Consider the following 25,073-nt stretch of genomic DNA (forward strand, 5'->3'; position numbering starts at 1 on the left):
AGTTCATCATACAATGCGCAATATGGAGGAAGTTCTCGGCAAACTGGTGGCGTGGACACAGAAAAACAGCATGATTCGGGCCGTTATCATGACGAGCTCGCGTGCAAACCCAAATGCCCCGGTCGATTTGCTGTCGGACTATGATATCGAGCTTATGGTGACGGACATGACTCCGTTTCGCGGGAGTGATGCGTGGATTACGCAGTTCGGCGGAATTATGACGGAGTACCGGGAAGATCATGAACGCTCGATTACGCGGCTGGTTCTGTTCGAGGATGGCGTACGGATCGATTTTCAAGTATACCTTGTCGCTCACTTAGAGGAATTGATGAGAATGCCTCTGCTGCCGGAGGAGCTCGATATCGGGTACCGTGTGCTGCTGGACAAAGACGGCGTGACAGCGAGCTTGAAACAGCCGCAGCATACCGGTTATATCACCGATAAGCCCTCTCGCGAAGACTATCATTCGCTGGTGACAGCCTTTTGGTGGGATATCACGTACGTGGCGAAGAGCTTATGGCGAGACGAGTTATTTTACGCCAAATACATGCTGGACAGTGTTATTCGAGTCGAAATGTTCATGCCGATGATCGAATGGCATATCGGGGTTAACCGGGATTGGATTGTGAATCCGGGCAAGAATGGACGTTGGTTCAAGCGTTACTTGGACGAGCAGACGTGGTATGAGCTGGAACAAACCTATGCTGGCGCAAGCGCTGAAGACAATTGGCGGGCACTCTTCGCGATGACGGATTTGTTCCGTAAGCTGGCAGTCGAGCTCGGCGAGAAGCTGGGCTACGATTACCCTCATGCACGTGACCGCAGGGTCATCGCGTATATGGAGAAGATACAGCAGCTTGAGCCGGATGCGCAGCAGTTCTAAGCCAACAGAGGCGGCAAACTAAGCTTAGCCCCACAGACCAAGCACAATTACGCCGCAAGTGATGAACACGGAGGACCAAATCCGCTGCTTGCCCTGCTTCTCGTGGAGAATCAGTATGCCCATCAAGGTGCCGAATACGGTGCCGATTTCGCGCATCGGCGCCAGTAGCGAGACAGGGCCAAGCGACAACGCGGATAAGAAAATCAGATAGCCGCCGGGCGCGATAATCCCGCATAGCAGCATGATTTTGCCATTATGACGGAGTTCTCGTTTGATGCCTTTAGAACGGATAACGGCTGGCGTCAAAGCGAGCAGATTGCCTACTGTTGTCAGCGTGTTCAGCACGATTGCGGGCACATAATCGAGCGCGAGTTTGTCCACGATGATATAGCTGGCTATGCAGAGCCCGACTGTCAGAGCGAGCAGCGGTGCACGCAGCGAGGTTCGATCACCTCCGCCAAATTTAATGTTGCTGAGCGCAACAATCCCGATCACGATGCATGCAACGCCAAGATAACCAGCCAAGGTTAGCTGTTCACCGAGTAGCGTGACGCCGATTAGAGGAACGAGCAATGGGCTGGTGCCCCGCATGATCGGATACACCTGGGACAAGTCACCCACGGAGTACGCCGCCGCCAGCAAGATGGTATAAAGACCATGAAGGGCAGCGGCGGCAGCAATGATCCACCATCCGCTGCTGCTGAGGTGTGAGCCATCCCACAGTGCGATTGCCCAAGGCAGCATTAGCGCAAGACCAACGAGCTGACACAACCAGAGGAATACGTTTTTGTCGAGGCTGCGTTTGGTGAATAAGTTCCATACGGAGTGCAGAAATCCTGAACCAAGTACGAGTAAGAAAGCCGTGCTTAGCATGGTGTGATCATCCTTTTTCCGGAAGTACGTATGTGGGACAATTCGCCTTCCTAGGTTTAATTCCTGCCCCCTCTGTCACTTAACATGATATAGTGGAACACATAGTCAATCGATTGGAGTGAAGGTGACCATGGATCAGTTTCTATTCACGCAGCTCAAATTTGTGCGAAATCAGACCTTAAAGCTAGTGGAAGGCGTTACGGAGGAGCAGGCAGATCTGGTGCCGGACGGGTTCCGCAATACGATTCGTTGGCAGCTGGGGCATATCTACGTCGTGCAGGAACGCTTTGCTTTTCAATACCTGGAGCTTCCGCTTCATCGCCCTGAAGGCTTCAAGGAATGGTTTGAATTCGGCACTTCACCGCTTCAGTGGCCGGCAGAGACAATACCCCCTACACTGGATGAATTGAAGCAGCTCCTCGGCAGCCAGGTGGAACGCATTCAAGAAACGATTGCGCATCGCTTGGAGGAGAAGGTTCCGCAGCCGTATAAGACTTCTACAGGGATAACACTATCATCGCCGCAAGAGTTTCTCAGCTTGAATCTCTATCACGAAGGCATGCATATGAGCATGATCAAAGTATATAAAACACTGCTGGCTCGGACTTAAGAGCTTGTGGAAAATGACCGAACGGGATGCAGGTCCTGGACGGTCATTTTTGTGCTTCATGTGCTGGCTGCAATTGGTTATACTAACCAGTAGAAGATTATTCGTTATATCTATTTATTTACATAAGGAGGCAGCGCCACGATGAATGTACAACCTGCCAGCGAAGCCATCATTTCATTCCAAGGCGTAACCAAACAGTACGAGGGCGATCCCGCCGTGCTGAAGGACGTCAGCTTCGAGATCGAGCGCGGGAAATTTTATACGCTGCTCGGTCCCTCGGGCTGCGGCAAAACGACGATTCTGCGACTGATCGCCGGATTCACGGAGCCTACGAAAGGCAATATTTATTTTAACGGGAACGTCATTAATCATATCCCTGCGAACAAACGCCAAGTAAACACCGTATTTCAGGATTACGCGCTGTTTCCGCATCTGAATGTGTTCGAGAACATTGCATTTGGCCTGCGCATTAAGAAAATGAAACAATCCGAAATCAAGGAGAAGGTGCTTGAAGCACTCCGTTTCGTCAATTTGGCCGGCTACGAGAACCGTGAAATCACGGAGATGTCGGGCGGTCAGCGTCAGCGGGTAGCCATTGCACGAGCCATTGTGAATCGGCCTGAAATCATCTTGCTGGACGAGCCGCTCTCTGCGCTTGATCTTAAGCTGCGTACCGAGATGCAAGTCGAGCTGCGCGAGCTGCAGCGACGCCTTGGCATTACGTTCATATTCGTGACCCATGATCAAGAGGAAGCGCTCGCGATGTCAGATGAGATCTTCGTGCTTAGTGAAGGGGTCATCCAGCAAAGCGGTACGCCAATGGACATCTACGATGAGCCGATCAACCGCTTCGTTGCTGATTTTATCGGGGAATCGAACATTGTGGCAGGCAGGATGAAGCAGGATTTTCAAGTCGAGTTTGCGGGGAAATCCTTCGAATGCGTCGATCAGGGGCTGCAGCCGAATGAACCGGTAGACATTGTCATCCGACCGGAGGACTTAGAGATTACACGTCCGGAGGACGGCAAGCTGCAGGTTAAAGTAGAGGCGCAGCTGTTCCGCGGGGTTCATTTTGAAATTCAGTGCATCGATGCTGCCGGCAATAAGTGGCTCGTTCACTCCACGCGCAAAGCACAAGTTGGAGAGGCGATCGGATTGACCTTCGACCCGGAAGCCATTCATGTCATGCGCTTCAATGAGACCGAGGAAGAGTTCGATAGAAGGCTGGAAGCCTACTCATGAGGAACGAAGCGCACGCCCAATTAAACGCTCCTATCCAAGCGCAGTCGCGCTCTCGTAATTTGTATCTCGTACCTTACATGCTGTGGATGCTGCTGTTCGTAGTTGCGCCGATCGTGCTCATTGTCTACGACTCGCTCTTTGACGTTGAAGGCAATTTCACCTTCTCCAACTATGCTCATTTCTTCACGCCGGTCTATATGAAGATGACGTTCAGCTCGTTCTGGTACGCCTTCTTAATTACGTTCTTCTCTTTGCTGATTGGTTATCCGGCTGCTTATCTGCTTACCCGGACCAAACATAAACAGCTGTGGCTGCTGCTGATCATCTTGCCAAGCTGGATTAATCTACTGCTTAAGACGTACGCGTTTATTGGGCTGTTCGGTACATATGGGGCCGTCAATTCCATTCTTGAGTTGATTGGCATCGGGAATCAGCAAATTTTGTTTACGGATTTCAGCTTTATATTCGTATCGGTTTATATCTTCATTCCGTTCATGATTCTGCCTGTATTCAATGCGCTTGAGGAGTTGAACCCCTCGCTCGTGGATGCATCTCGAGATCTGGGCGCATCGACGTGGACGACCTTCCGCCGGGTCATCTTCCCGCTTACATTAAGCGGTGTGAAATCCGGCTGCCAGGCTGTGTTTATTCCAGCGCTGTCGCTCTTTATGATTACGCGGCTTATTGCGGGCAACCGGGTCATTACGCTCGGAACGGCTATTGAACAGCATTTTCTCGTAACGCAGGATTGGGGCATGGGTGCCACCATTGCTGTATTTCTCATCCTTGCGATGGCGGTCATTATGATCTTAACCGGCAATCGCAATAGAAGCAGGAGGTAGGACAAACGATGAACCGTAAACTGAAGCTGTCGAATGTCTATCTCTGGCTCATCTTCATCATCTTATATGCGCCGATCATCTACTTGTCCTATTACTCGTTTAACAGCGGGGGGACGATGCACGGGTTTGATGGCTTTACGCTGGAATGGTATAAGGAAGTGTTTGCCGATACCCGCCTGCTGATCATCTTGCTCAATACGCTTGTCATTGCGCTGCTTAGCGCTGTTATTTCAACGATTCTCGGCGTGATTGGCGCCATTGCCATACATCGGCTGCGCAAGCGGCAAAATCAGAATGCGCTGTTATCGCTCAACAATGTGCTCATCGTCAGTCCTGACGTTATTATCGGGGCATCCTTCTTGATCCTGTTTACAATACTCGGAATTCAGCTCGGATTTGCCTCTGTGCTGATTTCCCATATCGCGTTCAGCGTACCGATCGTCGTTATCATGGTGCTGCCGAAGCTGGAGGAAATGAGCTCTTCGCTGCTCGACGCCGCTCGGGACCTTGGCGCAACGGAATGGGATGTGCTGTCCAAGGTTATATTGCCGTTCATCAAGTCCGGTATATTCGCAGGGTTCTTCATGGCCTTAACGTACTCGCTCGACGATTTCGCCGTTACGTTCTTCGTCACGGGCAATGGTTTTACGACATTGTCAGTCGAGATCTATTCAAGGGCGCGACAAGGTGTCTCGTTGTCTATTAATGCGCTGTCGACGCTCATCTTTGTCTTCACGATGCTGCTTGTCGTCGGCTACTACTTCATCAATCGCCGCGGACAAGTTTCGGGACGTGGCGACCGCCGCACGGATTGGGGGCTTCCTAACAAATGAAATCGCTCGTTCGGATGATGCTCGTCGTGCTTGTGCTTGCTTTCGCCTTAATGTATGGCGCTTCGGCGCTCAATTCGTCGCAGGGCTACTCCGGCGACAATACGCTTACGATCTACAACTGGGGCGATTACATCGACCCGGATTTGGTGGCTGCTTTTGAAGAGGAGACCGGCATTAAAGTCATTTACCAAACCTTCGATTCCAACGAAGCGATGATGACCAAGATCGAACAAGGCGGCACGACCTTCGACATCAGCGTCCCCTCCGAATATGCCATCAGCAAGATGAAAGAGGAAGAGCTGCTGCTTCCGATCGACAAGTCGAAGCTGCCGAATTTGAAGTATATCAACCCGCGGTTCATGAATCTCTCTTTTGATCCGGACAACGCCTACTCGATCCCGTATTTCTGGGGAACGGTAGGGATCGTGTATAACACGGAGCTGCTGAAGGGGCTGGAATTCAAGAGCTGGGATGACCTCTGGGACCCTAGCTTGCGCAATCAAATTCTGCTCGTGGACGGGGCGCGTGAAGTCATTGGCTTCGGGCTGAACAGTCTGCACTATTCGCTTAACGATACGAATGAGGGCCATCTCCAGGAAGCGAAAGCGAAGCTGGAGGAACTGACGCCGAATGTGAAGGCCATCGTAGGTGACGAAATCAAGCTGCTGCTGGCCAATGAAGAAGCGGCGGTTGGTGTCGTGTGGTCGGGCGATGCTTCGGAAATCATCGGTGAGAACGAGAAGCTGACTTATGTCGTGCCGGAGGAAGGCTCCAACCTATGGTTCGATAACATGGTCATTCCGAAGACGGCGAGGAATATCGAGGGTGCTCATCAGTTTATTAACTTTATGCTGGACCCCGAGCATGCCGCGCAGAATGCGGAGTATGTCGGCTATTCGACGCCAAACGAGAAGGCGATGGAATTCCTGCCGGAGGAGATTTCCTCGGATGAGCGGTTCTACCCGAAACCGGAGCTGACTGCGAAGCTGGAGGTCTATAAGAATCTGGGGAAGAGGATGCTCTCCCATTACAATGAGCTGTTCCTGGAGTTTAAGATGCACCGGAAATAACGGTAAAAATCAGCAGAAGTCCCGCTTCTTCTAACGGCTCGTCCACATATTCTATTGTGTACGAGCTGTAAGAAGGAGGAGTCACCTATGAGTGTGCAGGTGCTTGACATGAAAGTAAGTGTGCCCAGATACGGACAAGGCCCCGGCGTGCCGATTCCCGTTGGACTTATCTCGACCGCGCCGACTGACAACAAGTATGATATTGCGCCCGGTTTTTTTCAAGCGGATGTCGGTATATACGCGGATCCGCTGCCGCCGAATAATAGAATCGTATTGAATGCTGTTATTGGCGTAATCGGGACATCCGCTAACGGCCAGATTATCGTGAAGCTGTTCAAATCGCTTGATCCCGTCGAAATCGGCGTGGAAATCGCGGATACACGGATCGGTTTTGAAACAAATGCGGAGGCTTATTATACGATCGAGCTTCAAATCGCAGATTTCAATACGACCAGCCAGTTCAACGTGTACAATCTTACCGCGGAGCTGGAGCCGATCGAGAAAGCCGGCGCGTCTGTGATCGGACCGGTCTCTCTTACAGGCGTTGCGTATGGGCCGGTGCTTTAAAACATGATAGAGGTCCGTTCGCTGCCGCGAGCGGGCTTTCTTGCGAAGGAGGAGATGCAGCATGATTTATTTGGAGTCAGCGAGATTGCGACTGCGCGACTGGGTAGAGGCGGATCTAGCGCCTTTCGCCGGGCTGAATGCGGACGAAGAGGTGATGAGGTATTTTCCAAAAACCTTGTCAGCGGATGAAACGAAGGCGTTCTACAACACCATAGTGTCTGAGTTTAAGGAAAGTGGATTTGGGTTATACGCAGTGGAAGTTAAGGAAAACAACGAGTTTATCGGATTTATTGGCTTTCATCATGCGACATTTGAGTCGGATTTCACACCGTGCATTGAAATTGGTTGGCGGCTTAAGAAGGAGGCTTGGGGTAAGGGGTATGCGACCGAGGGAGCGAAGGCTTGCTTGGAATACGGATTTAACCAATTGGGTTTCCGTAACGTGTACAGCTTTACAGCCGATATTAATACGCCTTCGAGTCATGTCATGCGGAAAATCGGCATGCAGTTTGTTACTACTTTTGACCACCCGAAAGTTGATCCAAGCAGCCCTGTACATAAGCATGTTCTCTATCACATCCATGCAGGTTCTGTTAATGAAATAGGATGACGATTTGGCCGCCTAAGCTCATCTAGGCGGTCTTTTCTAAAGTTTGGGTTGACAGATTTATCCACGTAATGATACTATCTTCTCCCTGTCGCTTTTCAAAAATTTTCAATTTCTGGAGGTATCGGTACGTGATAACCGTAGACGGAATCAGTAAGACATTCCTGGTCGCCAAACGGCAATCAGGTGTTGGTCATGCGCTCAAATCGTTGTTCCATCGGGAATACACGGCCATTGAAGCGTTGCAAAATATTTCGTTCCATATTCCTCCGGGCGAAATCGTCGGCTATATCGGACCGAACGGTGCCGGCAAATCGACTACGATCAAGATCATGAGCGGCATTCTCGTACCTGACCGAGGCTCCTGCGTGATTAAGGGTTTCACCCCGTGGGAGGATCGGGTCAAGTATGTGAAGAACATCGGCGTCGTATTCGGACAGCGCTCCCAGCTGTGGTGGGATGTCCCCGTCATCGAGTCGTTTGATCTGCTGCGCGACATCTACAACGTCCCGCAAGCGCAGTACCGGGAGACACTCTCGCTGCTCACTGAAACGCTAGACCTGGGAAGCATTATGTATACGCCGGTACGGCAGCTCAGCTTGGGGCAGCGAATGCGCTGCGAAATAGCCGCCTCGCTGCTGCACAGTCCGAGCATCCTGTTCTTGGATGAACCGACCATCGGGCTCGATGCCGTCTCCAAGATCGCGGTGCGTCAATTTATTAAGACGATCAACAAAGAGAAAGGCGTTACCGTCATTCTGACCACGCACGACATGAACGATATCGAAGCGCTGGCCAGTCGGATCCTGCTGATTGGAAAAGGGACGCTGCTCTACGATGGCAATGTACAGGGACTTCGCAGCCGATTCGGCACGAAACGAACGATAACGGCCGATTATCAGGAGAACAGCCGCCCGGTTGCAATTCCCGGCGTATCGCTTCTATCGTGGACAACCGAGAGGGCCATCCTTAGCGTAGATACGGAGCAGGTGATGATCTCGGAAGCCATCGCGCAGCTGTCCGCACAGGTCGAACTGCTGGATGTGGCTATCGAGACACAGCCGATTGAAGACATCATTGTGCAGATGTATAAGGAGTATCAGCTATGATGAGGGCGTACATGTCCGTATTCAAGCTGCGAATCAGCACCGGGCTGCAATATCGCGCGGCAGCGCTGGCCGGCATCGGCACGCAATTTTTCTTCGGGTTTATGTTCATTATGATTTTTGAAGCATTCTACGCGCATTCCACTGGGCAAGAACCTCCAATGACACTGTCCCAAGTGATCACCTACACCTGGCTGAGGCAAGCTTTTCTCGCTCTGGTGATGTTATGGCTGCGAGACAACGAGCTGTTCTCGCTCATCAAGAGCGGCAACATTGCTTATGAAATGTGCAGGCCTACTAGTATTTACAACTTCTGGTATGCCAAGCTGCTTGCACAACGCTTGTCGAGTGCGCTGTTAAGATGTTCTCCTATTCTGTTAGTCACGGTCTTCTTGCCTAGGCCTTATCGGCTTGAGCTTCCTCCAGATTGGCTTACCTTCTTTATCTTCCTTGCGGTTTTGGTTGTTAGCATGCTGATGGTCGTGGCCATTTCGATGCTCATTTACATATCGGTGTTTGTCACGATGTCACCGGGCGGTTCTCTGTTGATTTTTAGTGTGTTTGGGGATTTTCTGGCGGGGATGCTTGTGCCTGTTCCGCTTATGCCGGGGTGGATGCAAGAGATCATCTATTTGCTGCCGTTCCACTATACTGTGGATTTTCCGTTCCGTGTATTTACGGGTGATATCGCGAAGTTAGATGCTTTGCAGGGGCTCGCGGCACAAACGGCATGGCTGATCGCGTTAGTCGCATTCGGCAAATTCACCATGAACCGCTCGCTTCGGCGCGTCGTTGTGCAGGGAGGGTGAGGAGGCGCCATGAGCTTATATTTGAAATATATGAAAATCATTCTTAAATCGGAGATGCAGTACCGGGTATCCTTCCTGCTGCTGACGCTGGGGCAATGTCTAACCCCGTTTACAACGTTTGCCGGGGTGTACTTTATGTTCGAACAGTTCGGCCAGCTCAAAGGGTGGAGTTTCTACGAGGTCGTGCTTTGTTTTGCCGTGACACAGATGGCCTTCTCGTTTACGGAATGCTTCGGCCGAGGGTTCGATACGTTCTCAAGCCTTGTCGTGAGTGGAGACTTCGACCGATTACTCGTTCGTCCCCGGGGCACGGTCATTCAAGTATTCGGCTCCAAATTCGAATTCGCCCGGATCGGTCGACTGCTGCTGAGCGCTGCCATATTAGTTTGGTCCGCAGGGAATCTTGACGTTGACTGGACGCTGCTTAAGGTGACTACGCTGGTGTTGATGGTGATAAGCGGAATCGTGATCTTTACGGGCATCTTTATCCTCGCTGCCTCCGTTAGCTTCTGGACGGTGCAGGGGCTGGAGATCGCCAATATCTTCACGGACGGCGGACGCGAAATGACGCAGTACCCGCTGAACATCTATCACAAGTGGGTGAAGCGGCTGTTCACCTTCGTCATCCCATTCGGCTGCGTGAACTATCTGCCGCTGCTGTACATTCTAGGCAGGGAGGGCGGAAACCATACGTTCTACGCGATGGTACCGCTGGCGGGGTTCTTATTCCTCGTGCCTTGCCTGCTCGTATGGCGAGTTGGCGTAAGGCATTACCGGTCGACGGGGTCGTAGGTAAGGGAGAACGCACAAGGTAACAGATATCGCACACATAAGTCGGATTAAACGCAAAATAAGCTCATGAACGGGTAACTGCTACTGTTACCGCTCATGGGCTTATTTTAAAAGTGAATAGGTGCAAGACGGCGCAATAGAGGTACCCAGTACCACACATGAGCCGAATTTAGCGGAAGGTAGCGCAAGAGAGTAACGAGTTACACTTCCAAATAAACTGCATCCCCAAGCTGCACCTGTCCGGTTTGCTTTACGGATGCATAGACGCCGAAATTGAGCTTCAATTGCTCATTCACGGTTCGCAGCAGCGAGGCATCGCGTTCAAGCGTTTCGGGGTCAATCGTAATTAAAGAGCAGCGATCGCAGAATACATCCACCTGCAGCCGCGCGCTTCCGACCGACAGCTGCTTACTCAGCCATTCGTACTCATCCGGCGCATCGTCATCCAAGGTCACGAGCAGATTCGCACGGAAGCGGAGCGGGTCGAGCGGCTTCCCCCACATCGCTTCGAGCTTGCGAAGCGAAGCATTCGTAATGATGAGGATGCTGGCCGCATCCACGGCAAGCAGATCCGGCGACTGCGGCGTATGGGCGAGCAAGCTCAGCTTCTGCTTCGAATACGGTTGAATCTCCTGCAGCAGGGCAGCATCCCATTGCAGGGAACGGCCATCCGGTGCCGTAATGCGCAATCCGGCAAAATGATCCGCTGCCTCCGCGCCGTCCTCCAATGCAGCCATATAGTGCAGCATGTCAGGTGCGGTTCTGGCCGTGAAATATCGATCCCAACCTTCCTTCGTCTCATCGATGAAGGCATGCGAACGATCCCCGTACAAGCCGTAGTTCTCAATACGGCTGCTTTGGAGTGCTTCTCCCCCTAAGGATTTAACGGGAAAGCGATTAATTGCGGTAATGGTTCCAATACGAGTTTGCGTCACAGAAGGAGCCTCTTTTCATCAAGCGTTAGTTAGGTATGCCATATGTATTCCCAATTGTCTTCATTATAGACGGGGACGATCAATCTGTCACAAAACCTGCAACGCTGCGGGCAAAACAAAAAGCTGTCCCAGCAGTCAAAGGCAGACATGCGGGACAGCGACGAACTTCATTATTTGAGTGGCGCATCAATTAAAGTAGCAAAATTAAACCGATGGACGTGGCCATCAGCCAAGGTCGTTTTACCCATGACAAAATGAACATGTTTGCCGTTCCCGACGGGAATTGCAGGGCCTGTCGTGATCTTCTTTAGCTTGTGAAAATGACCGAAGAAATCGGTTCTGGTCAGGTCAATCTCATGAACATGACTGTCTCCGGATTTGATCGCTTGGCCGGATACGCCCGCGAATCGATGGTTGTGGCGATCGTCGCCTTCCTCGGCTAATTTGGTGCTGCCCTCGAATTCATGGTCATGCCGTTGTACACGTCTACAGGTCGTTGCCCTCTTAAACGTTCGTTTCCTCTGCATGTGTTCCGCCTCCCTTGCTAAGGTGACTTCTCCATATGCTATTAATTTAGGCGAGAGGAGGTGTTGGGCAACTAGCTGTTATACAGCTGGCATCGCAAAGGTTACCCAAACGGAGGGAAGACAGGGAAATCAGGAGCAACGTTAAACGTAACATTGTATTCTTCTTCTATTCCTAACGTTGTCAGCGTACCGGTCATAACGTCAAAGTCTGCGAAAATATTAGCAAATGTGAAAAGCTGACCGGCAGCGAGCTCAACGGTGCGAAGCACGTAGACCACCAGCACGGAAGGACCATCTGCCGAATTCAGCGCGTACGATACTTCAAGCTGCAAAATAACAGGATCCGTGCCATAGTTGAATACGCGAACGTCAAAGGTTTGAAAGGTCCTATCCTCATTTTCAACAATAAACGGAATGATAGCCATGTTCATCACCTACTTACTTGTTTAATAGAATAGTATATGAGCGTAGACTGCGAAAAGTTCGGACAAGAGTTCGAATGATAGGCGGGAGAGGGGAAGAAGATGCGGCACAATTTCATCATCGGGCAATATGGAGGCTTTCACGAAGCGAAATATCGGAGAGATTTCAGAGAAGGATTCTACGGAATCGAGGCATGCTTATTTCAAAATGAATCCGATATCGAGAGACTCCACCAACAGTCCAAACAAGACCACTTTCGGATTGGTGTTCATTTCCCGCTGCGGGCAGGCAGTTCACACGTACGGGACGCACTGTTCCTTGCAAAAGATGAAGCAGTAAGGCAGCAAGCCTTAGCGCGTGTTCAACAAGAGCTCGATTACCTGGCAACCGCGATTCAGCCGAGCTATGTGTTATTCCATTATCCCAAGCCCGTTATCCTGGATGATCGGGTGGACTGGGGGCGTTGGCATTTCGAGGATCGTAGTGAATATGTTTTCGAATCCGAGTACGCCTTCGAGCTGTTTCAGGAGAGAAGCGAGACTCTATTCGAGTGGTTGACTCGTAAGGGGCAGGAGTATGATTTCGTTCCGGTCTTGGAGCTTGATGCGTTGAACAGGTATGTGACGGAGACAGGATTGTTGGAACAGTTGCTTGCGAAGTACAGCTCCATCAAGCTTTGTCTGGATACAGCGAGGCTGTACATACAGGAGAGAATGGACCCTTTCTTCGATGCCAGAGCAGTCATTGAGCGGTATGCCCGCTATGCGGAGATCATCCATTTGTCCACATTGCGAATAACGGAGGGCGGTGAGCGCAAGCAAACACGCTACCCGGTCTTGCCTCATCTGGATCCAAGCGAGGACTGGGCACCGATCGAGGACTATATGCGAATCATCGGCAGGCACAATCCGAATGTGAAAATCATGTTCGAGCATCGATCGGAACAGGTGAGCGATGAGGAACTGTCAGCTTGTTACAGCTGGGTAGAGGAGCTGCTGCGAGCCTCCGTCTAATCGGATATAAAAATAGATTGAAATGCGGAGCGTCTTATTGTTTAATGGAAATGAGTGAATTGTTATTTTATTACTTGATTAATATATATATTAATCATACCAGTGACCACAATTACAATCCAAATCCATATCAAGGAGATGTCTATCCGCATGACGAATCGCACTGTTATCAACGCAGACCGCAGCAAGGGCAGCATTAACCGCAATATTTACGGCCATTTCTCCGAGCATCTGGGCCGCTGTATTTATGAAGGGATTTGGGTTGGCGAGGATTCGGAAATTCCCAATACGCATGGGATTCGCAATGATGTCTTGGAAGCGCTTCGCAAATTAAACCTGCCTGTGCTGCGCTGGCCGGGCGGTTGTTTTGCCGATGAATACCACTGGAGAGACGGAATCGGCCCGCGGGAGACGCGTAAACGGATGATCAACACGCACTGGGGCGGCGTCGTGGAGAACAACCATTTCGGCACGCATGAGTTTCTGCTCCTCTGCGAGCTGCTTGGCTGCGAGCCTTATATCAATGGCAATGTAGGCAGCGGAACGGTCCAAGAGATGCAGGAATGGGTCGAATATATGACTTTCGATGGGGAATCGCCAATGGCGAATGAGCGGCAAGCTAATGGACGCGAGGAGCCTTGGAAGGTCAGCTATTTTGGCGTCGGCAACGAGAACTGGGGCTGCGGCGGCAACATGCGGCCGGAATATTATGCGGATCTCTACAGACGTTATCAGACATATGTGCGCAACTACGGAGATAACAAAATCTTCCGCATCGCGTGCGGCGCCAGCGATTTCGATTACAATTGGACGGAAGTGCTGATGCGGGATGCGGCTCGTTTCATGGATGGCCTTACGCTACACTATTATACAATTCCACATAATTGGCAGCAGAAAGGTTCAGCCACCGATTTTGAAACATCGGAATGGTTCGAGACGCTGCGCAAAGCGCTTGTCATGGACGAGCTCGTTCAGAAGCACAGCACCATTATGGATAAATACGACCCGCAGAAACGAATCAGTCTCATCGTGGATGAGTGGGGCACTTGGTACGATGTGGAGCCGGGCACGAACCCGGGCTTCCTCTATCAGCAGAATACGATGCGCGACGCGCTTGTGGCCGCGGCCACGCTGCATATTTTCCACAATCACTGCGACCGGGTGCGGATGGCGAACATCGCTCAGACGGTCAATGTGCTGCAGGCCGTCATTCTGACGGAAGGCGCACAGATGACGGTTACGCCGACTTACCATGTCTTCGACATGTTCCAAGTCCACCATGATGCGGAAGCACTCGATATCCATCATGAAGCTGCTTCTTACACCTTTAACGGTGCTTCGATTCCGCAGACGAGTATATCGGCTTCGCGCAGCAAGGAAGGCATTATCCACGTCAGCCTATGTAATCTAAGCCATGATGAGCCGGCGGAAATTACTTTAGAGCTGAGAGGCCTGACTGAGCAAGCGATCGGCGCTCTGTCGCTCAGCGGAACCGTGCTGCAGGGCAGTGCGTTAAACGCACATAACACCGTGGAGCAGCCGGGTGAGGTAACGCCTACGGAGCTGACGTCTATCGAGCAGCATGAGGACGGCACGATTCGCGTAACCTTGCCTCCTGCATCGGTAGCGGTGCTTCGTGCAGGCTAATGCGTATGGAGACTGAATCGCAGAGACAAGAAGGCTGCAAAGGATGCAGTGCATCCGTGCATGTGGAAGAAGCGCAGCTGCAGCGAATTCTAAGCAAACTGGCGCTGCATCCCGGCGACTGTGTCTCGGATACGCAGTACGAAGAGAGACTCTCCAATTGCGAAGGGTGCTCGTCGCTTCAATATGGCACAACCTGCGCACACTGCGGCTGTTTCGTGAAGGTTCGCGCGAAGCTTGCGGTCAAAGGATGTCCGCATCCAAGCGGCTCGAGATGGTAATGAAATAAGAAGACCCGAGTCGGCTCGAACAGAGCCGGTTCGGGTCTTCTTATTTACCTTAGCCCCCTAGGAGGAATTCGGATTGCCTTTATCGGGAGACTATCTTATGCTAAAATCTACTGCCTGCAAATAGGAACGAAACATAAATCATATCAAAGGAGAGGTGGAACGGTCATGGAACTCACTTCAGTATCGGTAAAAGGGGTTAGCCCCTGGAATGAGGACGCTATAATTCACAATGATGAGCTCCGTCTGTTTGGGGTTATTGATGGAGCAACTTCATTAGTGTCCTACCAAGGGCCGGGCGGAGAAAGCGGCGGCTACTTAGCTGCGCAGCTGGTAGCTCGGACATGCAATGAAGCTACGGCTGCAGACGCTGCTTCGGATATGTTGATGAGCCTGCTCTCCCGCGCAAACACGGCACTGCGAGCAGCTATGGTAGAAGCGGGAATATCGCCGGAGCAGAAGGAAGCCGTGTGGAATGCATGTGCGGCATTGGTACGCGTTCAGCCGAAATGGATTGATTTTGCTCAATTAGGCGATTGTATGCTGGCTGTTTATTACACAGACGGAACGATACGTATCGTGACGAATGATCAATTGGCGCATGTGGATGATCGGACCAAAGCGGTTTGGGCACAAGGCGTCGCAGCGGGACTAACGACTCGTGAGGCACTGTGGGAGTACAGCAAGCCGGTTATTATACAAGGTCGTGAAGTCGCCAACACGATTGAAGGCTACGGCGTTATTAACGGTGATCCGACGTTCAGTGATTATGCGGAATTCGGCCGTATCAGCCGCACGAATGTGAAATCGCTGCTGCTCTTTACCGACGGGCTCTATATTCCGAAGCCGCCGGGAGAGCCGGACAAGGACAGCACCATTGAGATTGCTTCGCTTGTCCGAGAGATGGGGCTGCCTCGTTATATCGAGTGGCTGACGGAGCTCGAAGAGTCCGATCCGGATTGTACTCGTTTCCCGCGCGTGAAGAAATCCGATGATAAAACCGCGCTCTGGATCGAATTGTAGCGGCTTCGACTACGGCTTCTACTTCGACTAGAAGCCGTGCTCGGCGGCATAGCGGCCCCAGTGCGGCCGGCTGCCATCCGCATCTGCGAAGCCGTACTCCTCGGACAAGTCCCACGAGGTCAAAGCCTGGCCGCTGCGCTCAAGCACATTCGGATCGGATGCGAGTGCAGCGGCAGCTTGGCCGACGAGCGCGGGCGTTTCCGATTGCAGAAAATGGGGGTCCTGCGCAGCAGCGTCCCGCCAATTGCTCTCCTGCACGCCGAAGTGATCCAGCATCGCCTCTGAACGAAGGAAGCCCGGCGTTAAGGCGACCGCCGCTATGTTATGCGGGCGGAGGTCTGCTGCCATCGCTTGCGCCAGATGGATGACGGAAACTTTAGCTAAACTATAGTAGAGATTGCCGCGGTAACGATAATCGTAGCCGTCGGTAATTTCAATGAACAGCCCTCCGGAGCCATGAGCAATCATTAGCGGCGCGGCATAATAGCTGGCCATCATGTGGGTATGGACACCGCGCTGCTGAATGAGCAGGCCGTTGTGCAGGGAATGCTCCCAGAACTTCTCATGCCATACCGTTAAGGGATCGCCGCCCCATATATCATTCACTTGAATGTCGAGTCGGCCTTGCTGCTCCTCGGCTACACGGGCATATAAAGCACGGACATCGTCCTCTACGGTGTAATCGCAGCGGACGGGAATGCCTTTGCCGCCGACAGCGGTGACAAGCTCTGCCGTTTCTTCAATGGTTTCGCTGCGGCCCATATCGGACAAGCTTCCTCGAACGCTGCGGCCGGTGACATAAACAGTCGCGCCTGCACGACCGAGCGCAATTGCGATGCCGCGTCCTGCGCCTCGTGTCGCACCTGCGACAACGGCTATTTTTCCATCAAGTGGTCTCATTCGGTTATCTTCTCCTTTAATAGGTTGTATTGTTGTTGCGTCTTTCTATTCAGTCTACCCCGTCTTGACTGACAAAGACGGTCAGTTTCATATCGTAAATGTGGAGGTTAATTTCGTTATGTGGTTAATTTTGTTTATTCTCGCGATTGCAGGGTTTCAGGGGCTGTCGATGCTTGTATCCCGGGACAAGCTGAAGCAGTTCGATGAAACGATTATTGCCGCGGTGCAAGGGCAGGAGAACGATGCACTGACCTCCATTGCCAAAGTATTCAACAAAATCGGTTCAACCTCAACGATGATACCGATCGTTCTCATCGTTGCAGTGCTCTTATTCCTTGTATTCAAACATCGGAAGGAGCTTGTATTGCTCCTCGGCGGCATGCTGGGCTCCACGCTGCTAAACGAGCTGTTGAAGCCTATTTATAAGCGTGATCGTCCGGATATTCACCGTCTCGTTGAACAGCACGGGTTCAGTTATCCGAGCGGCAATGCGATGGCAGCGTTCACGTTATATGTTCTCATTACTTATTTACTGTGGCGTCACATCCGCCTGCGAAGCTGGCGCATCGCACTATTATGCTTAAGTGCAGCAATGATCATGATTATGGGGGTATCCCGCATTTATCTCGGCGTTCATTATCCGTCAGATATTCTGGCGGGCTTCTGGCTAAGCGCATGCTGGGTTGCATTATGCATCCGATTGTTCCGGAGCTGGACACGTACGAATAAGTAGTCTGCCAGGCACTACAGTTAACATTTGGAGCGTTGTCAGTTGATAGACTCTCGTATACTATAATTAGGTATGTCATCCAATAAGAGAGAATGAAAGTGAGGTTTCATATGAAACGTTTGTTAAGCGTGGTACTTGCAATTATCGTAGTATTCGCAGCTTTGGCGGGGACGGCTTCCGCGGCAAGTGGCGGTACCGACATTAAAGTTAAACTAAATGGCGAATGGGTCATTTTCCCTACACCACCTGTGCTTCAGAATGGCAAAACCTATGTGGAATTCCGTACATTGTTTACACAACTGGGCTATTCCATCGATTACAATGCTTCCACGAAGCTGATTAAAGCAAAGTCGGCTGTGCGCAGCATTGAGATGAAACCGAGCGGCAAGACGGCTTTGGTTGATGGTAAGAATGTTCCCGTTAACGGTGAAATGAAGCTGCTGAACGGCCGTACAATGGTAGGCGTTCGCTTCATCGCAACACTGTCGGATAAAACGGTCAATTGGGACGGCGTGAAGAAAATCGTTACGATCGCGGATAAAGGACCTACGGCACAGCAGCAGGCAGAAGTGTTCGGCGTGCTGGACAAGCTGACTGCGGCAGAGGATGCACAGGACGCGGCAGCTTATATGGCGGTCTTCCATTCTGAATCCCCGGTACGAGATTTAATCCGTGATTCGGTACAGGAAACGTTCGCGAAAGTACACACCAAGACGACATTCAGCGAGAAAACAATCGATTCCTATTCGTCGGTTGAAGCGGTTGTGTACACGGTAGAGCAATCGGTGAAAGTAGGCGGAGACGGCTTCTTTGCGGATGTGGAGAACGAAATGCTGTACACGCTTCACAAAGAGAACGGCAAATGGGCGATCTACGATGCCGAGCAGCTTTCCCATCAATTGCTGGATCTCGATGGCATATGGAATGAAGCTATTGCAGCTCCTGAAGCAGATAAGACAGCGATTTCGGCACTGATTGCTGCTAACGCCGCTGCTGTAAATGCAAAGGATCTGAACGCATACAGGGCTACACTTGTTGCCGGAGCGGAAGGCTTCGATGAAGATGTGAATTCCATGGATGAATTGTTCAAGGACACCGAAACCAGCTTGAAAATGAATCTGGAGAAGAACGCCATCGTGGAACTAAACGGTGACAAGGCGCTCCTTCTGACGCTGCACACATTTGAAGTGACGATTGGCGGCGAGATGATGCCAGTCAAATCGATCAACTTATACAACCTGAAGAAGGTAGACAATAAGTGGCTGCTCATGCCGGGCAGCAACGAGCTGTATAACGATATGGACGAATCGGAAGAGTAGACGAAGAAAGGAGCTAGGCACTTGAATGTGCTTAGCTCCTTTTTGCTGCAGTAACCATGAGGAAAATTCCGCTTAATAAGTGAAGGATCCAACCGACGAAAGGAATCCAAGCTAATAGAGAGGTTACGATACCAAGCACCGAACCATAAATCGGTTCTCGGTCTTTCTTCGAGAGGATCAGGGTTACGAGGTGAATAATCAACATGAACCCTAAAGCAGAATAGGAGGTTCCGATGACTACAAGTGCCCCCAATATTGGAATGGCTAGAAATATTTCTAAAGAACCCGATATCCACTTCATGACTTTCGAACCTGACATCTGCGCTGCCCCCCCGGTCTAATATACCTATATTTAGATGCTTTGGATATTATATCAAACGCCTTCATCATTGGATAGCATTACCTGGTACTTAGCTCCAGAGGCAGAAAGGCGTAATCACCATGCCGCACCGGTTCACAACTGCGAACCGAAATCGGAGACTTGAAAATCGGTCCGTCCAGCACAGTCGTATGAAACTCGCCGCCTTCTCCGCAAGGGTCGATACCGCGATCAAGGAGCTCTTGAACAAATGCATGGTCCAGCATGCGTCCAAGATCTGATTCTCGCATGCCGAGCGATAAGTTGACGGTCACAACGACCGATAGAAAACCGAGATTGATGAAGGTTTCTACGGTTTCGAGATGATCCATTTGCCACAGCGGCATGCCAAGCTTCAAGCCTGCCTTCTTCGATACCTCATCCTGCCAGCAGCCATAATCCGTCAGTTCCAAGTCGCCTGTTACGAGCACTTCGGCTCCGCGCTCTCTCGCTTGTACCAATTGGCCGATAAAAGCTTGCTCATAATCAGCCCAGCTCGCAGCGGCTGTATAGAGCGGCAGTCCGATCGCATCCGCTTGAGCGCGAATAAGCTCAGGTGGCATGCCGTGGGATCTGGAACGTTTTCCTTCCTCTTCCAGCATAACGATGAGGCCGATCGCTTCTCCAACCTGCATGGCTTTATATAGAGCGAGTGCACTATCCTTGCCGCCGCTGAAGGAGGCGATAAATCGACGTCCGACGATTGTTCCATTCTTCCAATCCATCGTTTCTTCCATGATGATCATTCCCCGTTATGAATTGTAGTGATGTGGTACAAATTATATAGGATAATAACTTACATAGATATATTCGACGGGAGTAGATAGAGGTATGAAAGTGGTCATTGCACCTGATTCTTTCAAAGGCTCCGCATCGGCAAAGGAGCTGTGCAGCGCTATTGCCAGAGGCATTCGGTCCGTCATTCCGGAGGCAGAGCTGCATGAACTGCCGCTTGCCGATGGCGGAGAAGGCATCTTGGACAACCTTGTGCACGCTACCGGCGGCACACGGATAGAAGTAGCAGCGACCGACCCGCTTGGTCGCGCCATGACTGCCGCTTACGGTGTACTGGGTGACGGCGAGACGGTAATGATTGAGATGGCTCAGGCTTCTGGGCTTCCGCTGCTAACTGCGGAAGAGCGACTGCCGCTCAAGACATCAAGCCGCGGCACCGGCGAGCTGATTAAGCATGCGCTGGATCAAGGCTATCGTAAATTCATTATCGGCCTTGGCGGCAGCGCGACCAATGACGGCGGCGCAGGCATGCTGCGAGCGCTGGGGCTGCAACTGCTGGATGCGCAAGGACAGCCCCTCGCCGAAGGCGGCGGAGCGCTGAGCCAGCTAGCTGAGCTGGACGCCGCTGGGCTAGATCCGCGTCTAGCGGAAACGCGGGTTACGATCGCGAGCGACGTAACCAACACGCTATGCGGTCCGCAAGGCGCATCGGCCATCTTCGGTCCGCAGAAGGGGGCAACGCCGGGGATGGTGACCGTCCTCGATGAAGGGCTGCGCCTATTCGCCGAGCAGATCCGCGCCACGCGCGGGATTGACGTGCTGACCCTGCCCGGCGGCGGCGCGGCCGGTGGAATGGGGGCTGGCATTGCCGGATTCATGAATGCGGTGGTCCGCCCCGGCATTGAAGTGGTTATGGAAGCAAGCGGATTCGCTGCAGCCGCGAAGGATGCCGACTATATCATCACCGGTGAAGGCAAACTGGACGAGCAGACGTTAGCGGGAAAGGTAGCGGCAGGGGTGTGCAGGGCTGCAGGGCCCCTAGGCGTTCCGGTTATTATTTTGTGCGGGATGCGGGTGTTGTCGATTCATGAGCTAAGCAAGCTCGGGAAGGTGAGCGCATTCTCCATCGTCCCGGGACCATGCAGCTTAGAAGAGGCGATGGCGCATACTGCGGAGTGGGCGGAGGCCAGTGCTGCCCAGCTGTTTGCCCTACTCAAAAATTCAATTTAAAATCCTCTTCTTTTTCACATCATGTTCACAATGGCCTGTTAGACTGTGGTCAGGATCAGTGAAACAGGACAAAAGCAGGGGGGAGACCAGTTAGCATGAAGCCGTGGACCGAGTTCGAAGAAGCCATCAAGCCGCATCTCCGGCATGTGCGGACCTATTGTTATTATTTGACCGCATCCAAATGGGAATCGGAGGATCTGCTGCAGGAGGCGCTGCTTCGGGCATTCAAGCATTATCGGGATACCGGCATTCTTCGTCACCCTAGGTCGCTGCTGTACAAAATCGCCCGCAACGTGCATATTGACGCACATCGCAAACGACGCGGCATAACCGTTCCGATCGATGAGGCCCTTCAATTGCCGTATTACGATAACAACTACGCCGCTATTCGCGGGACGCTGGAGTGGGTAACCGAGCATCTGTCCGCTCGCGAGATGGAGATGCTTCTGCTGGCAGAGGTGTTCGATTATTCCTACCAGGATATTGCCGATGAGCTGCAATGTACGGTCCCTGCTGTCAAAATGGTGCTGCACCGCTCCAAATCAACACTCCGTAAGCGAGGAGCTCAGCAAGAGCCGGCGGCTGCTCCACGCAGTCGAGCCGGGAAGCGCAGAAGCGCACCCGCGCTTCCATATCTGGTAGACCGATGGACAACGGCATTGATGACCGGCGAATTATAAAGGATCAGATCAGATTTAAAAATGGGCCTCTTGGTAGAGAAGGGAGGCTCTTTTTGGCGTTTGGAGTAGTACTTTAGATTCATTCTTGCAGTCTGTAAAACAATACCATAGGACAATGGCTATATCAGCATGGTACAGTAGAGTAAACAGTAAACATTTACCTTGGAAAAAAGGGACAAGTACGACTTTTGTTGGAGGCGCTATGCGAAACTATTTGGGGAAAACCTTGAAAAAAGAAGTCGTTAATGCATTTGGCGTAACCGTGTTGCCTGCTAATATCGTGCTGGAAGAAGAGCACTTAGTCCTACTAGAAAAGCACAAAATTGAAGATATTTCCATTATTTTCGATATTGTGGAACCAGAGAAAACAGTAAAGTCGAATACCCCTCATTCCGCTGTGAGTCAGGTTACGATCCGAGCTAAGGAAATGTATGACACCATTCGGGAAACAGGCAAGGTTCCGATGGATGAGCTGCAGAACAACATTATTCCCGCTGTTAAGAGCGTGGCCAGCCATCCGAATATATTCGAGCTTTTCGAGGCGGTCAAGGCGCAGGGTGATTATACGTATCAGCACAACATCGGTGTTGGCGTGCTGGCGACGATGATCGGCAAATGGCTGAATTTTAAAGAAGACGAATTGACAGCGCTTACCCTTGCAGCAACGCTGCATGATGTAGGTAAAGTGAAAATTCCGCCGGAGATCATAAATAAACCAGGCAAGCTGACAGAGGCAGAATTCGAAGTCGTGAAGAAACATACCATTTACGGTTATGAAATATTGAAGAAAACCGAAGGCATCAGCTACCGTGCTGCGTTAGTCGCCCTCCAGCATCATGAACGCGAGGACGGCAAAGGCTACCCACTAGGCTTGACCTCGGATAAAATCGATAGCTTCAGCAAAATCGTAGCGGTGGCGGATATCTTCCATGCCATGTCCTCCGATCGGCCCTACCATAAGGCACTGCCTTTCTATGAGGTGGTTCGTCAGCTGCGCGAGGGTTATTTTGGGCAGCTTGACCCGCATATCGTGTCGGTATTCCTTGAGAATATCACGACCAAAATGATCGGCCAGAAAGTCGTCCTCACCGATGACCGAGTTGGCGAGATCGTCTTTATTAATCCGCATGACGAGGAAGCGCCGCTCGTACGCGTCGGCGAAGAATTCGTGGATTTGTCCGCGGATCGTCAGCTGCAAATTAAACAGATTATCGGATTATAGGTTCGGCAAATAGCAAGAGCAGGGTTCACGTCGTGATGTGAATGCCTGCTCTTTTTCTGTGCGGTGCGTGCGCGTGCTTTCGTTCGTTTGCGATTAGGTCCACTTGGCAGCCCATAACTTCATTTCATGCAAAATTTGATGCAGGTCGACGCCTTTAGGCGTCAGCGAATATTCTACCGTGACCGGGACGGTCGGGAATACATGGCGCTCAAGCACACCTTGTCCCTCTAAGTGACGAAGCGTACTCGTCAGCGCTCGTGGACTGACGGAAGGGATCAACCGCTGCAGCTCACCGAACCGACGCTTCTCGCAGAATAGCTCGCGAAGGACAAGAAAGGCCCATTTGCCGCCGATCACATCCAGCGTTTTCTCGATATTGCAGTCGATGACGGCGGGGACTTTGGGGATATAATTATTTGCAGACATTGTATAATCCTCCGTTATGAATTAGTTACATAAAGTATAGTATATATATTAAGTATAATATAATGACAATTATTTCACTACTTTAAAATCTATAATGATATGAGTAGAATAGGGGTTACGTTAGTTTGACAGCGTATGCAGGGAACTGCAATTATCTCTGGGAGGTTGGAAAAATGGAGTTTAGAAGACTTGGCGGCAGCGGACTAAAGGTGAGTGAAGTCAGCTTGGGCAGCTGGCTTACATATGGCGGTTATGTGGAACGTGAGAATGCGGTAAAAGCAATCGAGAAGGCGTACGAGCTTGGCGTGAACTTCTTCGATACGGCGAACGTATATGAGCGTGGCGCTGCGGAAGTATTGCTCGGCGAAACGATCAAGCAGTTCCCGCGCGAATCCTATGTGCTCGCGACTAAAGCGTTCTGGCCAATGGGTGACGGTCCGAACGACCGCGGCTTGTCCCGCAAGCATGTGATCGAGCAGGCCAATGCCAGCTTGAAGCGTCTGAATACCGAGTATGTAGATATTTTCTACTGCCACCGTTATGACCAAGAGACGCCGCTGCAAGAAACGCTGCGCGCAATCGATGATTTGATCCGCTCCGGCAAGGTGCTGTACGCAGGTGTCAGCGAATGGACGGCTTCCCAGATGGCGGATGCGCTGGGTACAGCTGACCGTTACTTGCTAGACCGTATCGTTGTGAGCCAGCCGATCTACAACATGTTCGAGCGTTATATCGAGAAAGAAGTTATTCCTTACGGGGAGAAGAACGGCATTGGACAAGTGGTGTTCTCGCCGCTTGCACAAGGGCTGCTGACGGGCAAATACACATCCGCTGCAGATCTGCCGGAGGGCAGCCGCGCCTCGAAGCTCGATTGGATGCGCAAAGGCATCACCGACGAGAAGCTTGCTAAAGTACGCGCCTTGTCCGAAATCGCAGGCGAGCTGGAGATTACGACCGGCCAATTGGCCCTCGCATGGATTCTGCGCCAACCGAACGTAGCCAGCGCCCTAGTCGGCGCCAGCCGTCCGGAGCAGGTCGTCGAGAACGTAGCCGCATCCGGCATCAAGCTGTCGGAAGACGTGCTTGCACGGATCGAGACGATTCTGGGTTAGTTTAGTTTGGAGGCCGGACCGGCGTTGCTGGTCCGGCTTTTGTTTTCGTTGCCGCTCTCTGCGGTAAAATGATGCCTCATTGCTCCGATATCGCAAAGTAACCTTCTTACATGATCTCCGACGTCTATGTGGCGGTGAGAGTCGTGAAATCCGACTCTCACCGACGAAACCGGCGCTAAAAGTAGCTGAGAGTTTCAAAATCGAACTCTCAGCTACTTTTACAGCAGGTTGCGGCGCTTGCATAGTGCGAGATATCAGCTACTCTTAGCGATGAG

General features: G+C 51.6%; 29 protein-coding genes. 21 read left to right on the top strand and 8 right to left on the bottom strand.

Features of this window, described 5'->3' with window-relative positions; all coding sequences use genetic code 11:
* The first annotated feature begins 13 nt into the window (after nucleotides 1–13).
* Nucleotides 14–883, top strand: coding sequence for an aminoglycoside 6-adenylyltransferase (locus tag AC0YNS_RS24580; RefSeq protein ID WP_475783576.1), 870 nt, complete (start codon nucleotides 14–16; stop codon nucleotides 881–883).
* 24 nt (nucleotides 884–907) lie between these two features.
* On the opposite strand, the gene AC0YNS_RS24585 is transcribed toward AC0YNS_RS24580, so the two are convergent.
* The gene (locus AC0YNS_RS24585) at nucleotides 908–1,756 is read right to left on the bottom strand and encodes an EamA family transporter (protein ID WP_475783577.1); all 849 of its coding nucleotides are present in this window, start codon (nucleotides 1,754–1,756) and stop codon (nucleotides 908–910) included.
* Between the two features lie 130 nt (nucleotides 1,757–1,886).
* Here AC0YNS_RS24585 and AC0YNS_RS24590 point away from each other — a divergent pair, with 130 nt between their 5' ends.
* From AC0YNS_RS24590 to AC0YNS_RS24635, 10 genes are all read left to right on the top strand, one after another.
* Complete coding sequence (locus AC0YNS_RS24590; protein WP_475783578.1) at nucleotides 1,887–2,366, top strand: DinB family protein; 480 nt, start codon at nucleotides 1,887–1,889, stop codon at nucleotides 2,364–2,366.
* Between the two features lie 141 nt (nucleotides 2,367–2,507).
* Nucleotides 2,508–3,608, top strand: a complete 1,101-nt coding sequence (locus tag AC0YNS_RS24595) for an ABC transporter ATP-binding protein (protein WP_475783579.1) — start codon at nucleotides 2,508–2,510, stop codon at nucleotides 3,606–3,608.
* Nucleotides 3,605–4,450, top strand: a complete 846-nt coding sequence (locus AC0YNS_RS24600; protein ID WP_475783580.1) for an ABC transporter permease — start codon at nucleotides 3,605–3,607, stop codon at nucleotides 4,448–4,450. Before AC0YNS_RS24595 ends, AC0YNS_RS24600 begins: the two co-directional genes overlap by 4 nt.
* Before the next feature lie 8 nt (nucleotides 4,451–4,458).
* Nucleotides 4,459–5,283 (top strand): ABC transporter permease, encoded by an 825-nt coding sequence (locus tag AC0YNS_RS24605; protein WP_475783581.1) that lies wholly within the window; start codon nucleotides 4,459–4,461, stop codon nucleotides 5,281–5,283.
* Nucleotides 5,280–6,353 (top strand): ABC transporter substrate-binding protein, encoded by a 1,074-nt coding sequence (locus AC0YNS_RS24610; RefSeq protein WP_475783582.1) that lies wholly within the window; start codon nucleotides 5,280–5,282, stop codon nucleotides 6,351–6,353. The genes AC0YNS_RS24605 and AC0YNS_RS24610 overlap by 4 nt, the downstream gene beginning before the upstream one ends.
* An 87-nt stretch (nucleotides 6,354–6,440) precedes the next feature.
* On the top strand, nucleotides 6,441–6,920 hold the full coding sequence (locus tag AC0YNS_RS24615; protein WP_475783583.1) for a hypothetical protein: 480 nt from the start codon (nucleotides 6,441–6,443) through the stop codon (nucleotides 6,918–6,920).
* Between the two features lie 61 nt (nucleotides 6,921–6,981).
* Nucleotides 6,982–7,530: a GNAT family N-acetyltransferase gene (locus AC0YNS_RS24620; RefSeq protein WP_475783584.1), complete on the top strand. Its 549-nt coding sequence runs from the start codon at nucleotides 6,982–6,984 to the stop codon at nucleotides 7,528–7,530.
* A 128-nt stretch (nucleotides 7,531–7,658) separates the two neighbouring features.
* Nucleotides 7,659–8,636, top strand: coding sequence for an ABC transporter ATP-binding protein (locus AC0YNS_RS24625; protein ID WP_475783585.1), 978 nt, complete (start codon nucleotides 7,659–7,661; stop codon nucleotides 8,634–8,636).
* Nucleotides 8,633–9,442, top strand: a complete 810-nt coding sequence (locus AC0YNS_RS24630) for an ABC transporter permease (RefSeq protein WP_475783586.1) — start codon at nucleotides 8,633–8,635, stop codon at nucleotides 9,440–9,442. The genes AC0YNS_RS24625 and AC0YNS_RS24630 overlap by 4 nt, the downstream gene beginning before the upstream one ends.
* A gap of 9 nt (nucleotides 9,443–9,451) precedes the next feature.
* Entirely contained in the window at nucleotides 9,452–10,234 is a 783-nt protein-coding gene (locus tag AC0YNS_RS24635; RefSeq protein WP_475783587.1) for an ABC transporter permease, read from the top strand.
* A 200-nt stretch (nucleotides 10,235–10,434) separates the two neighbouring features.
* Here the strand turns inward: AC0YNS_RS24635 and AC0YNS_RS24640 are convergent, their stop codons facing one another.
* The 3 genes from AC0YNS_RS24640 to AC0YNS_RS24650 all read right to left on the bottom strand — a co-directional run bounded on the left by AC0YNS_RS24640 (nucleotide 10,435) and on the right by AC0YNS_RS24650 (nucleotide 12,121).
* Complete coding sequence (locus AC0YNS_RS24640) at nucleotides 10,435–11,169, bottom strand: MOSC domain-containing protein (protein WP_475783588.1); 735 nt, start codon at nucleotides 11,167–11,169, stop codon at nucleotides 10,435–10,437.
* 170 nt (nucleotides 11,170–11,339) lie between these two features.
* Nucleotides 11,340–11,696: a YmaF family protein gene (locus tag AC0YNS_RS24645; protein ID WP_475783589.1), complete on the bottom strand. Its 357-nt coding sequence runs from the start codon at nucleotides 11,694–11,696 to the stop codon at nucleotides 11,340–11,342.
* 101 nt (nucleotides 11,697–11,797) lie between these two features.
* Nucleotides 11,798–12,121, bottom strand: coding sequence for a hypothetical protein (locus AC0YNS_RS24650; protein WP_475783590.1), 324 nt, complete (start codon nucleotides 12,119–12,121; stop codon nucleotides 11,798–11,800).
* A 99-nt stretch (nucleotides 12,122–12,220) separates the two neighbouring features.
* Here AC0YNS_RS24650 and AC0YNS_RS24655 point away from each other — a divergent pair, with 99 nt between their 5' ends.
* The 4 genes from AC0YNS_RS24655 (at nucleotide 12,221) to AC0YNS_RS24670 (ending at nucleotide 16,086) form a co-directional block, all read left to right on the top strand.
* Complete coding sequence (locus tag AC0YNS_RS24655; protein WP_475783591.1) at nucleotides 12,221–13,132, top strand: apurinic/apyrimidinic endonuclease family protein; 912 nt, start codon at nucleotides 12,221–12,223, stop codon at nucleotides 13,130–13,132.
* Between the two features lie 150 nt (nucleotides 13,133–13,282).
* The gene (locus AC0YNS_RS24660) at nucleotides 13,283–14,779 is read left to right on the top strand and encodes an alpha-N-arabinofuranosidase (RefSeq protein WP_475783592.1); all 1,497 of its coding nucleotides are present in this window, start codon (nucleotides 13,283–13,285) and stop codon (nucleotides 14,777–14,779) included.
* A 5-nt stretch (nucleotides 14,780–14,784) separates the two neighbouring features.
* Nucleotides 14,785–15,057 carry a DUF6171 family protein gene (locus AC0YNS_RS24665; RefSeq protein WP_475783593.1) on the top strand — a complete coding sequence of 91 codons (273 nt, stop codon included), beginning with the start codon at nucleotides 14,785–14,787 and terminating at the stop codon, nucleotides 15,055–15,057.
* Between the two features lie 174 nt (nucleotides 15,058–15,231).
* Complete coding sequence (locus tag AC0YNS_RS24670; RefSeq protein ID WP_475783594.1) at nucleotides 15,232–16,086, top strand: protein phosphatase 2C domain-containing protein; 855 nt, start codon at nucleotides 15,232–15,234, stop codon at nucleotides 16,084–16,086.
* A 27-nt stretch (nucleotides 16,087–16,113) separates the two neighbouring features.
* On the opposite strand, the gene AC0YNS_RS24675 is transcribed toward AC0YNS_RS24670, so the two are convergent.
* The gene (locus tag AC0YNS_RS24675) at nucleotides 16,114–16,986 is read right to left on the bottom strand and encodes an SDR family oxidoreductase (RefSeq protein ID WP_475783595.1); all 873 of its coding nucleotides are present in this window, start codon (nucleotides 16,984–16,986) and stop codon (nucleotides 16,114–16,116) included.
* 118 nt (nucleotides 16,987–17,104) lie between these two features.
* Here AC0YNS_RS24675 and AC0YNS_RS24680 point away from each other — a divergent pair, with 118 nt between their 5' ends.
* Both AC0YNS_RS24680 and AC0YNS_RS24685 read left to right on the top strand, forming a co-directional pair.
* Entirely contained in the window at nucleotides 17,105–17,719 is a 615-nt protein-coding gene (locus AC0YNS_RS24680; protein ID WP_475783596.1) for a phosphatase PAP2 family protein, read from the top strand.
* A 107-nt stretch (nucleotides 17,720–17,826) separates the two neighbouring features.
* Nucleotides 17,827–19,035: a copper amine oxidase N-terminal domain-containing protein gene (locus tag AC0YNS_RS24685; RefSeq protein WP_475783597.1), complete on the top strand. Its 1,209-nt coding sequence runs from the start codon at nucleotides 17,827–17,829 to the stop codon at nucleotides 19,033–19,035.
* 31 nt (nucleotides 19,036–19,066) lie between these two features.
* Here the strand turns inward: AC0YNS_RS24685 and AC0YNS_RS24690 are convergent, their stop codons facing one another.
* Nucleotides 19,067–19,354 carry a hypothetical protein gene (locus tag AC0YNS_RS24690; RefSeq protein ID WP_475783598.1) on the bottom strand — a complete coding sequence of 96 codons (288 nt, stop codon included), beginning with the start codon at nucleotides 19,352–19,354 and terminating at the stop codon, nucleotides 19,067–19,069.
* An 80-nt stretch (nucleotides 19,355–19,434) separates the two neighbouring features.
* A complete protein-coding gene (locus AC0YNS_RS24695) occupies nucleotides 19,435–20,130 on the bottom strand; it encodes a Dph6-related ATP pyrophosphatase (RefSeq protein WP_475783599.1) in 696 nt (231 codons plus the stop codon).
* A gap of 94 nt (nucleotides 20,131–20,224) precedes the next feature.
* On the opposite strand from AC0YNS_RS24695, the gene AC0YNS_RS24700 reads away from it, so the two are divergent.
* The 3 genes from AC0YNS_RS24700 (at nucleotide 20,225) to AC0YNS_RS24710 (ending at nucleotide 23,260) form a co-directional block, all read left to right on the top strand.
* Complete coding sequence (locus AC0YNS_RS24700; protein WP_475783600.1) at nucleotides 20,225–21,358, top strand: glycerate kinase; 1,134 nt, start codon at nucleotides 20,225–20,227, stop codon at nucleotides 21,356–21,358.
* A 95-nt stretch (nucleotides 21,359–21,453) separates the two neighbouring features.
* The gene (locus AC0YNS_RS24705; RefSeq protein ID WP_475783601.1) at nucleotides 21,454–22,038 is read left to right on the top strand and encodes an RNA polymerase sigma factor; all 585 of its coding nucleotides are present in this window, start codon (nucleotides 21,454–21,456) and stop codon (nucleotides 22,036–22,038) included.
* 202 nt (nucleotides 22,039–22,240) lie between these two features.
* Nucleotides 22,241–23,260 (top strand): HD-GYP domain-containing protein, encoded by a 1,020-nt coding sequence (locus AC0YNS_RS24710; protein WP_475783602.1) that lies wholly within the window; start codon nucleotides 22,241–22,243, stop codon nucleotides 23,258–23,260.
* A gap of 93 nt (nucleotides 23,261–23,353) precedes the next feature.
* Here AC0YNS_RS24710 and AC0YNS_RS24715 read toward each other — a convergent pair whose 3' ends face one another.
* Entirely contained in the window at nucleotides 23,354–23,686 is a 333-nt protein-coding gene (locus AC0YNS_RS24715; protein WP_090984234.1) for a winged helix-turn-helix transcriptional regulator, read from the bottom strand.
* A gap of 173 nt (nucleotides 23,687–23,859) precedes the next feature.
* Between AC0YNS_RS24715 and AC0YNS_RS24720 the strand changes: the two genes are divergently transcribed.
* On the top strand, nucleotides 23,860–24,798 hold the full coding sequence (locus AC0YNS_RS24720) for an aldo/keto reductase family protein (RefSeq protein ID WP_475783603.1): 939 nt from the start codon (nucleotides 23,860–23,862) through the stop codon (nucleotides 24,796–24,798).
* Nucleotides 24,799–25,073: the final 275 nt, after the last annotated feature.

Source organism: Paenibacillus sp. J22FR21 (assembly GCF_056269135.1).

Bases quoted from the DNA above. Each gene is read 5' to 3' on its own strand.
- AC0YNS_RS24690 (WP_475783598.1), bottom strand. From the start codon at position 19,354: ATGTCAGGTTCGAAAGTCATGAAGTGGATATCGGGTTCTTTAGAAATA.
- AC0YNS_RS24705 (WP_475783601.1), top strand. From the start codon at position 21,454: ATGAAGCCGTGGACCGAGTTCGAAGAAGCCATCAAGCCGCATCTCCGG.
- AC0YNS_RS24605 (WP_475783581.1), top strand. From the start codon at position 4,459: ATGAACCGTAAACTGAAGCTGTCGAATGTCTATCTCTGGCTCATCTTC.
- AC0YNS_RS24585 (WP_475783577.1), bottom strand. From the start codon at position 1,756: ATGCTAAGCACGGCTTTCTTACTCGTACTTGGTTCAGGATTTCTGCAC.
- AC0YNS_RS24665 (WP_475783593.1), top strand. From the start codon at position 14,785: ATGGAGACTGAATCGCAGAGACAAGAAGGCTGCAAAGGATGCAGTGCA.
- AC0YNS_RS24720 (WP_475783603.1), top strand. From the start codon at position 23,860: ATGGAGTTTAGAAGACTTGGCGGCAGCGGACTAAAGGTGAGTGAAGTC.
- AC0YNS_RS24675 (WP_475783595.1), bottom strand. From the start codon at position 16,986: ATGAGACCACTTGATGGAAAAATAGCCGTTGTCGCAGGTGCGACACGA.
- AC0YNS_RS24635 (WP_475783587.1), top strand. From the start codon at position 9,452: ATGAGCTTATATTTGAAATATATGAAAATCATTCTTAAATCGGAGATG.
- AC0YNS_RS24685 (WP_475783597.1), top strand. From the start codon at position 17,827: ATGAAACGTTTGTTAAGCGTGGTACTTGCAATTATCGTAGTATTCGCA.
- AC0YNS_RS24680 (WP_475783596.1), top strand. From the start codon at position 17,105: ATGTGGTTAATTTTGTTTATTCTCGCGATTGCAGGGTTTCAGGGGCTG.
- AC0YNS_RS24650 (WP_475783590.1), bottom strand. From the start codon at position 12,121: ATGGCTATCATTCCGTTTATTGTTGAAAATGAGGATAGGACCTTTCAA.
- AC0YNS_RS24630 (WP_475783586.1), top strand. From the start codon at position 8,633: ATGATGAGGGCGTACATGTCCGTATTCAAGCTGCGAATCAGCACCGGG.
- AC0YNS_RS24700 (WP_475783600.1), top strand. From the start codon at position 20,225: ATGAAAGTGGTCATTGCACCTGATTCTTTCAAAGGCTCCGCATCGGCA.
- AC0YNS_RS24595 (WP_475783579.1), top strand. From the start codon at position 2,508: ATGAATGTACAACCTGCCAGCGAAGCCATCATTTCATTCCAAGGCGTA.
- AC0YNS_RS24600 (WP_475783580.1), top strand. From the start codon at position 3,605: ATGAGGAACGAAGCGCACGCCCAATTAAACGCTCCTATCCAAGCGCAG.
- AC0YNS_RS24670 (WP_475783594.1), top strand. From the start codon at position 15,232: ATGGAACTCACTTCAGTATCGGTAAAAGGGGTTAGCCCCTGGAATGAG.
- AC0YNS_RS24710 (WP_475783602.1), top strand. From the start codon at position 22,241: ATGCGAAACTATTTGGGGAAAACCTTGAAAAAAGAAGTCGTTAATGCA.
- AC0YNS_RS24615 (WP_475783583.1), top strand. From the start codon at position 6,441: ATGAGTGTGCAGGTGCTTGACATGAAAGTAAGTGTGCCCAGATACGGA.
- AC0YNS_RS24620 (WP_475783584.1), top strand. From the start codon at position 6,982: ATGATTTATTTGGAGTCAGCGAGATTGCGACTGCGCGACTGGGTAGAG.
- AC0YNS_RS24695 (WP_475783599.1), bottom strand. From the start codon at position 20,130: ATGGAAGAAACGATGGATTGGAAGAATGGAACAATCGTCGGACGTCGA.
- AC0YNS_RS24715 (WP_090984234.1), bottom strand. From the start codon at position 23,686: ATGTCTGCAAATAATTATATCCCCAAAGTCCCCGCCGTCATCGACTGC.
- AC0YNS_RS24580 (WP_475783576.1), top strand. From the start codon at position 14: ATGCGCAATATGGAGGAAGTTCTCGGCAAACTGGTGGCGTGGACACAG.
- AC0YNS_RS24660 (WP_475783592.1), top strand. From the start codon at position 13,283: ATGACGAATCGCACTGTTATCAACGCAGACCGCAGCAAGGGCAGCATT.
- AC0YNS_RS24590 (WP_475783578.1), top strand. From the start codon at position 1,887: ATGGATCAGTTTCTATTCACGCAGCTCAAATTTGTGCGAAATCAGACC.
- AC0YNS_RS24655 (WP_475783591.1), top strand. From the start codon at position 12,221: ATGCGGCACAATTTCATCATCGGGCAATATGGAGGCTTTCACGAAGCG.
- AC0YNS_RS24610 (WP_475783582.1), top strand. From the start codon at position 5,280: ATGAAATCGCTCGTTCGGATGATGCTCGTCGTGCTTGTGCTTGCTTTC.
- AC0YNS_RS24645 (WP_475783589.1), bottom strand. From the start codon at position 11,696: ATGCAGAGGAAACGAACGTTTAAGAGGGCAACGACCTGTAGACGTGTA.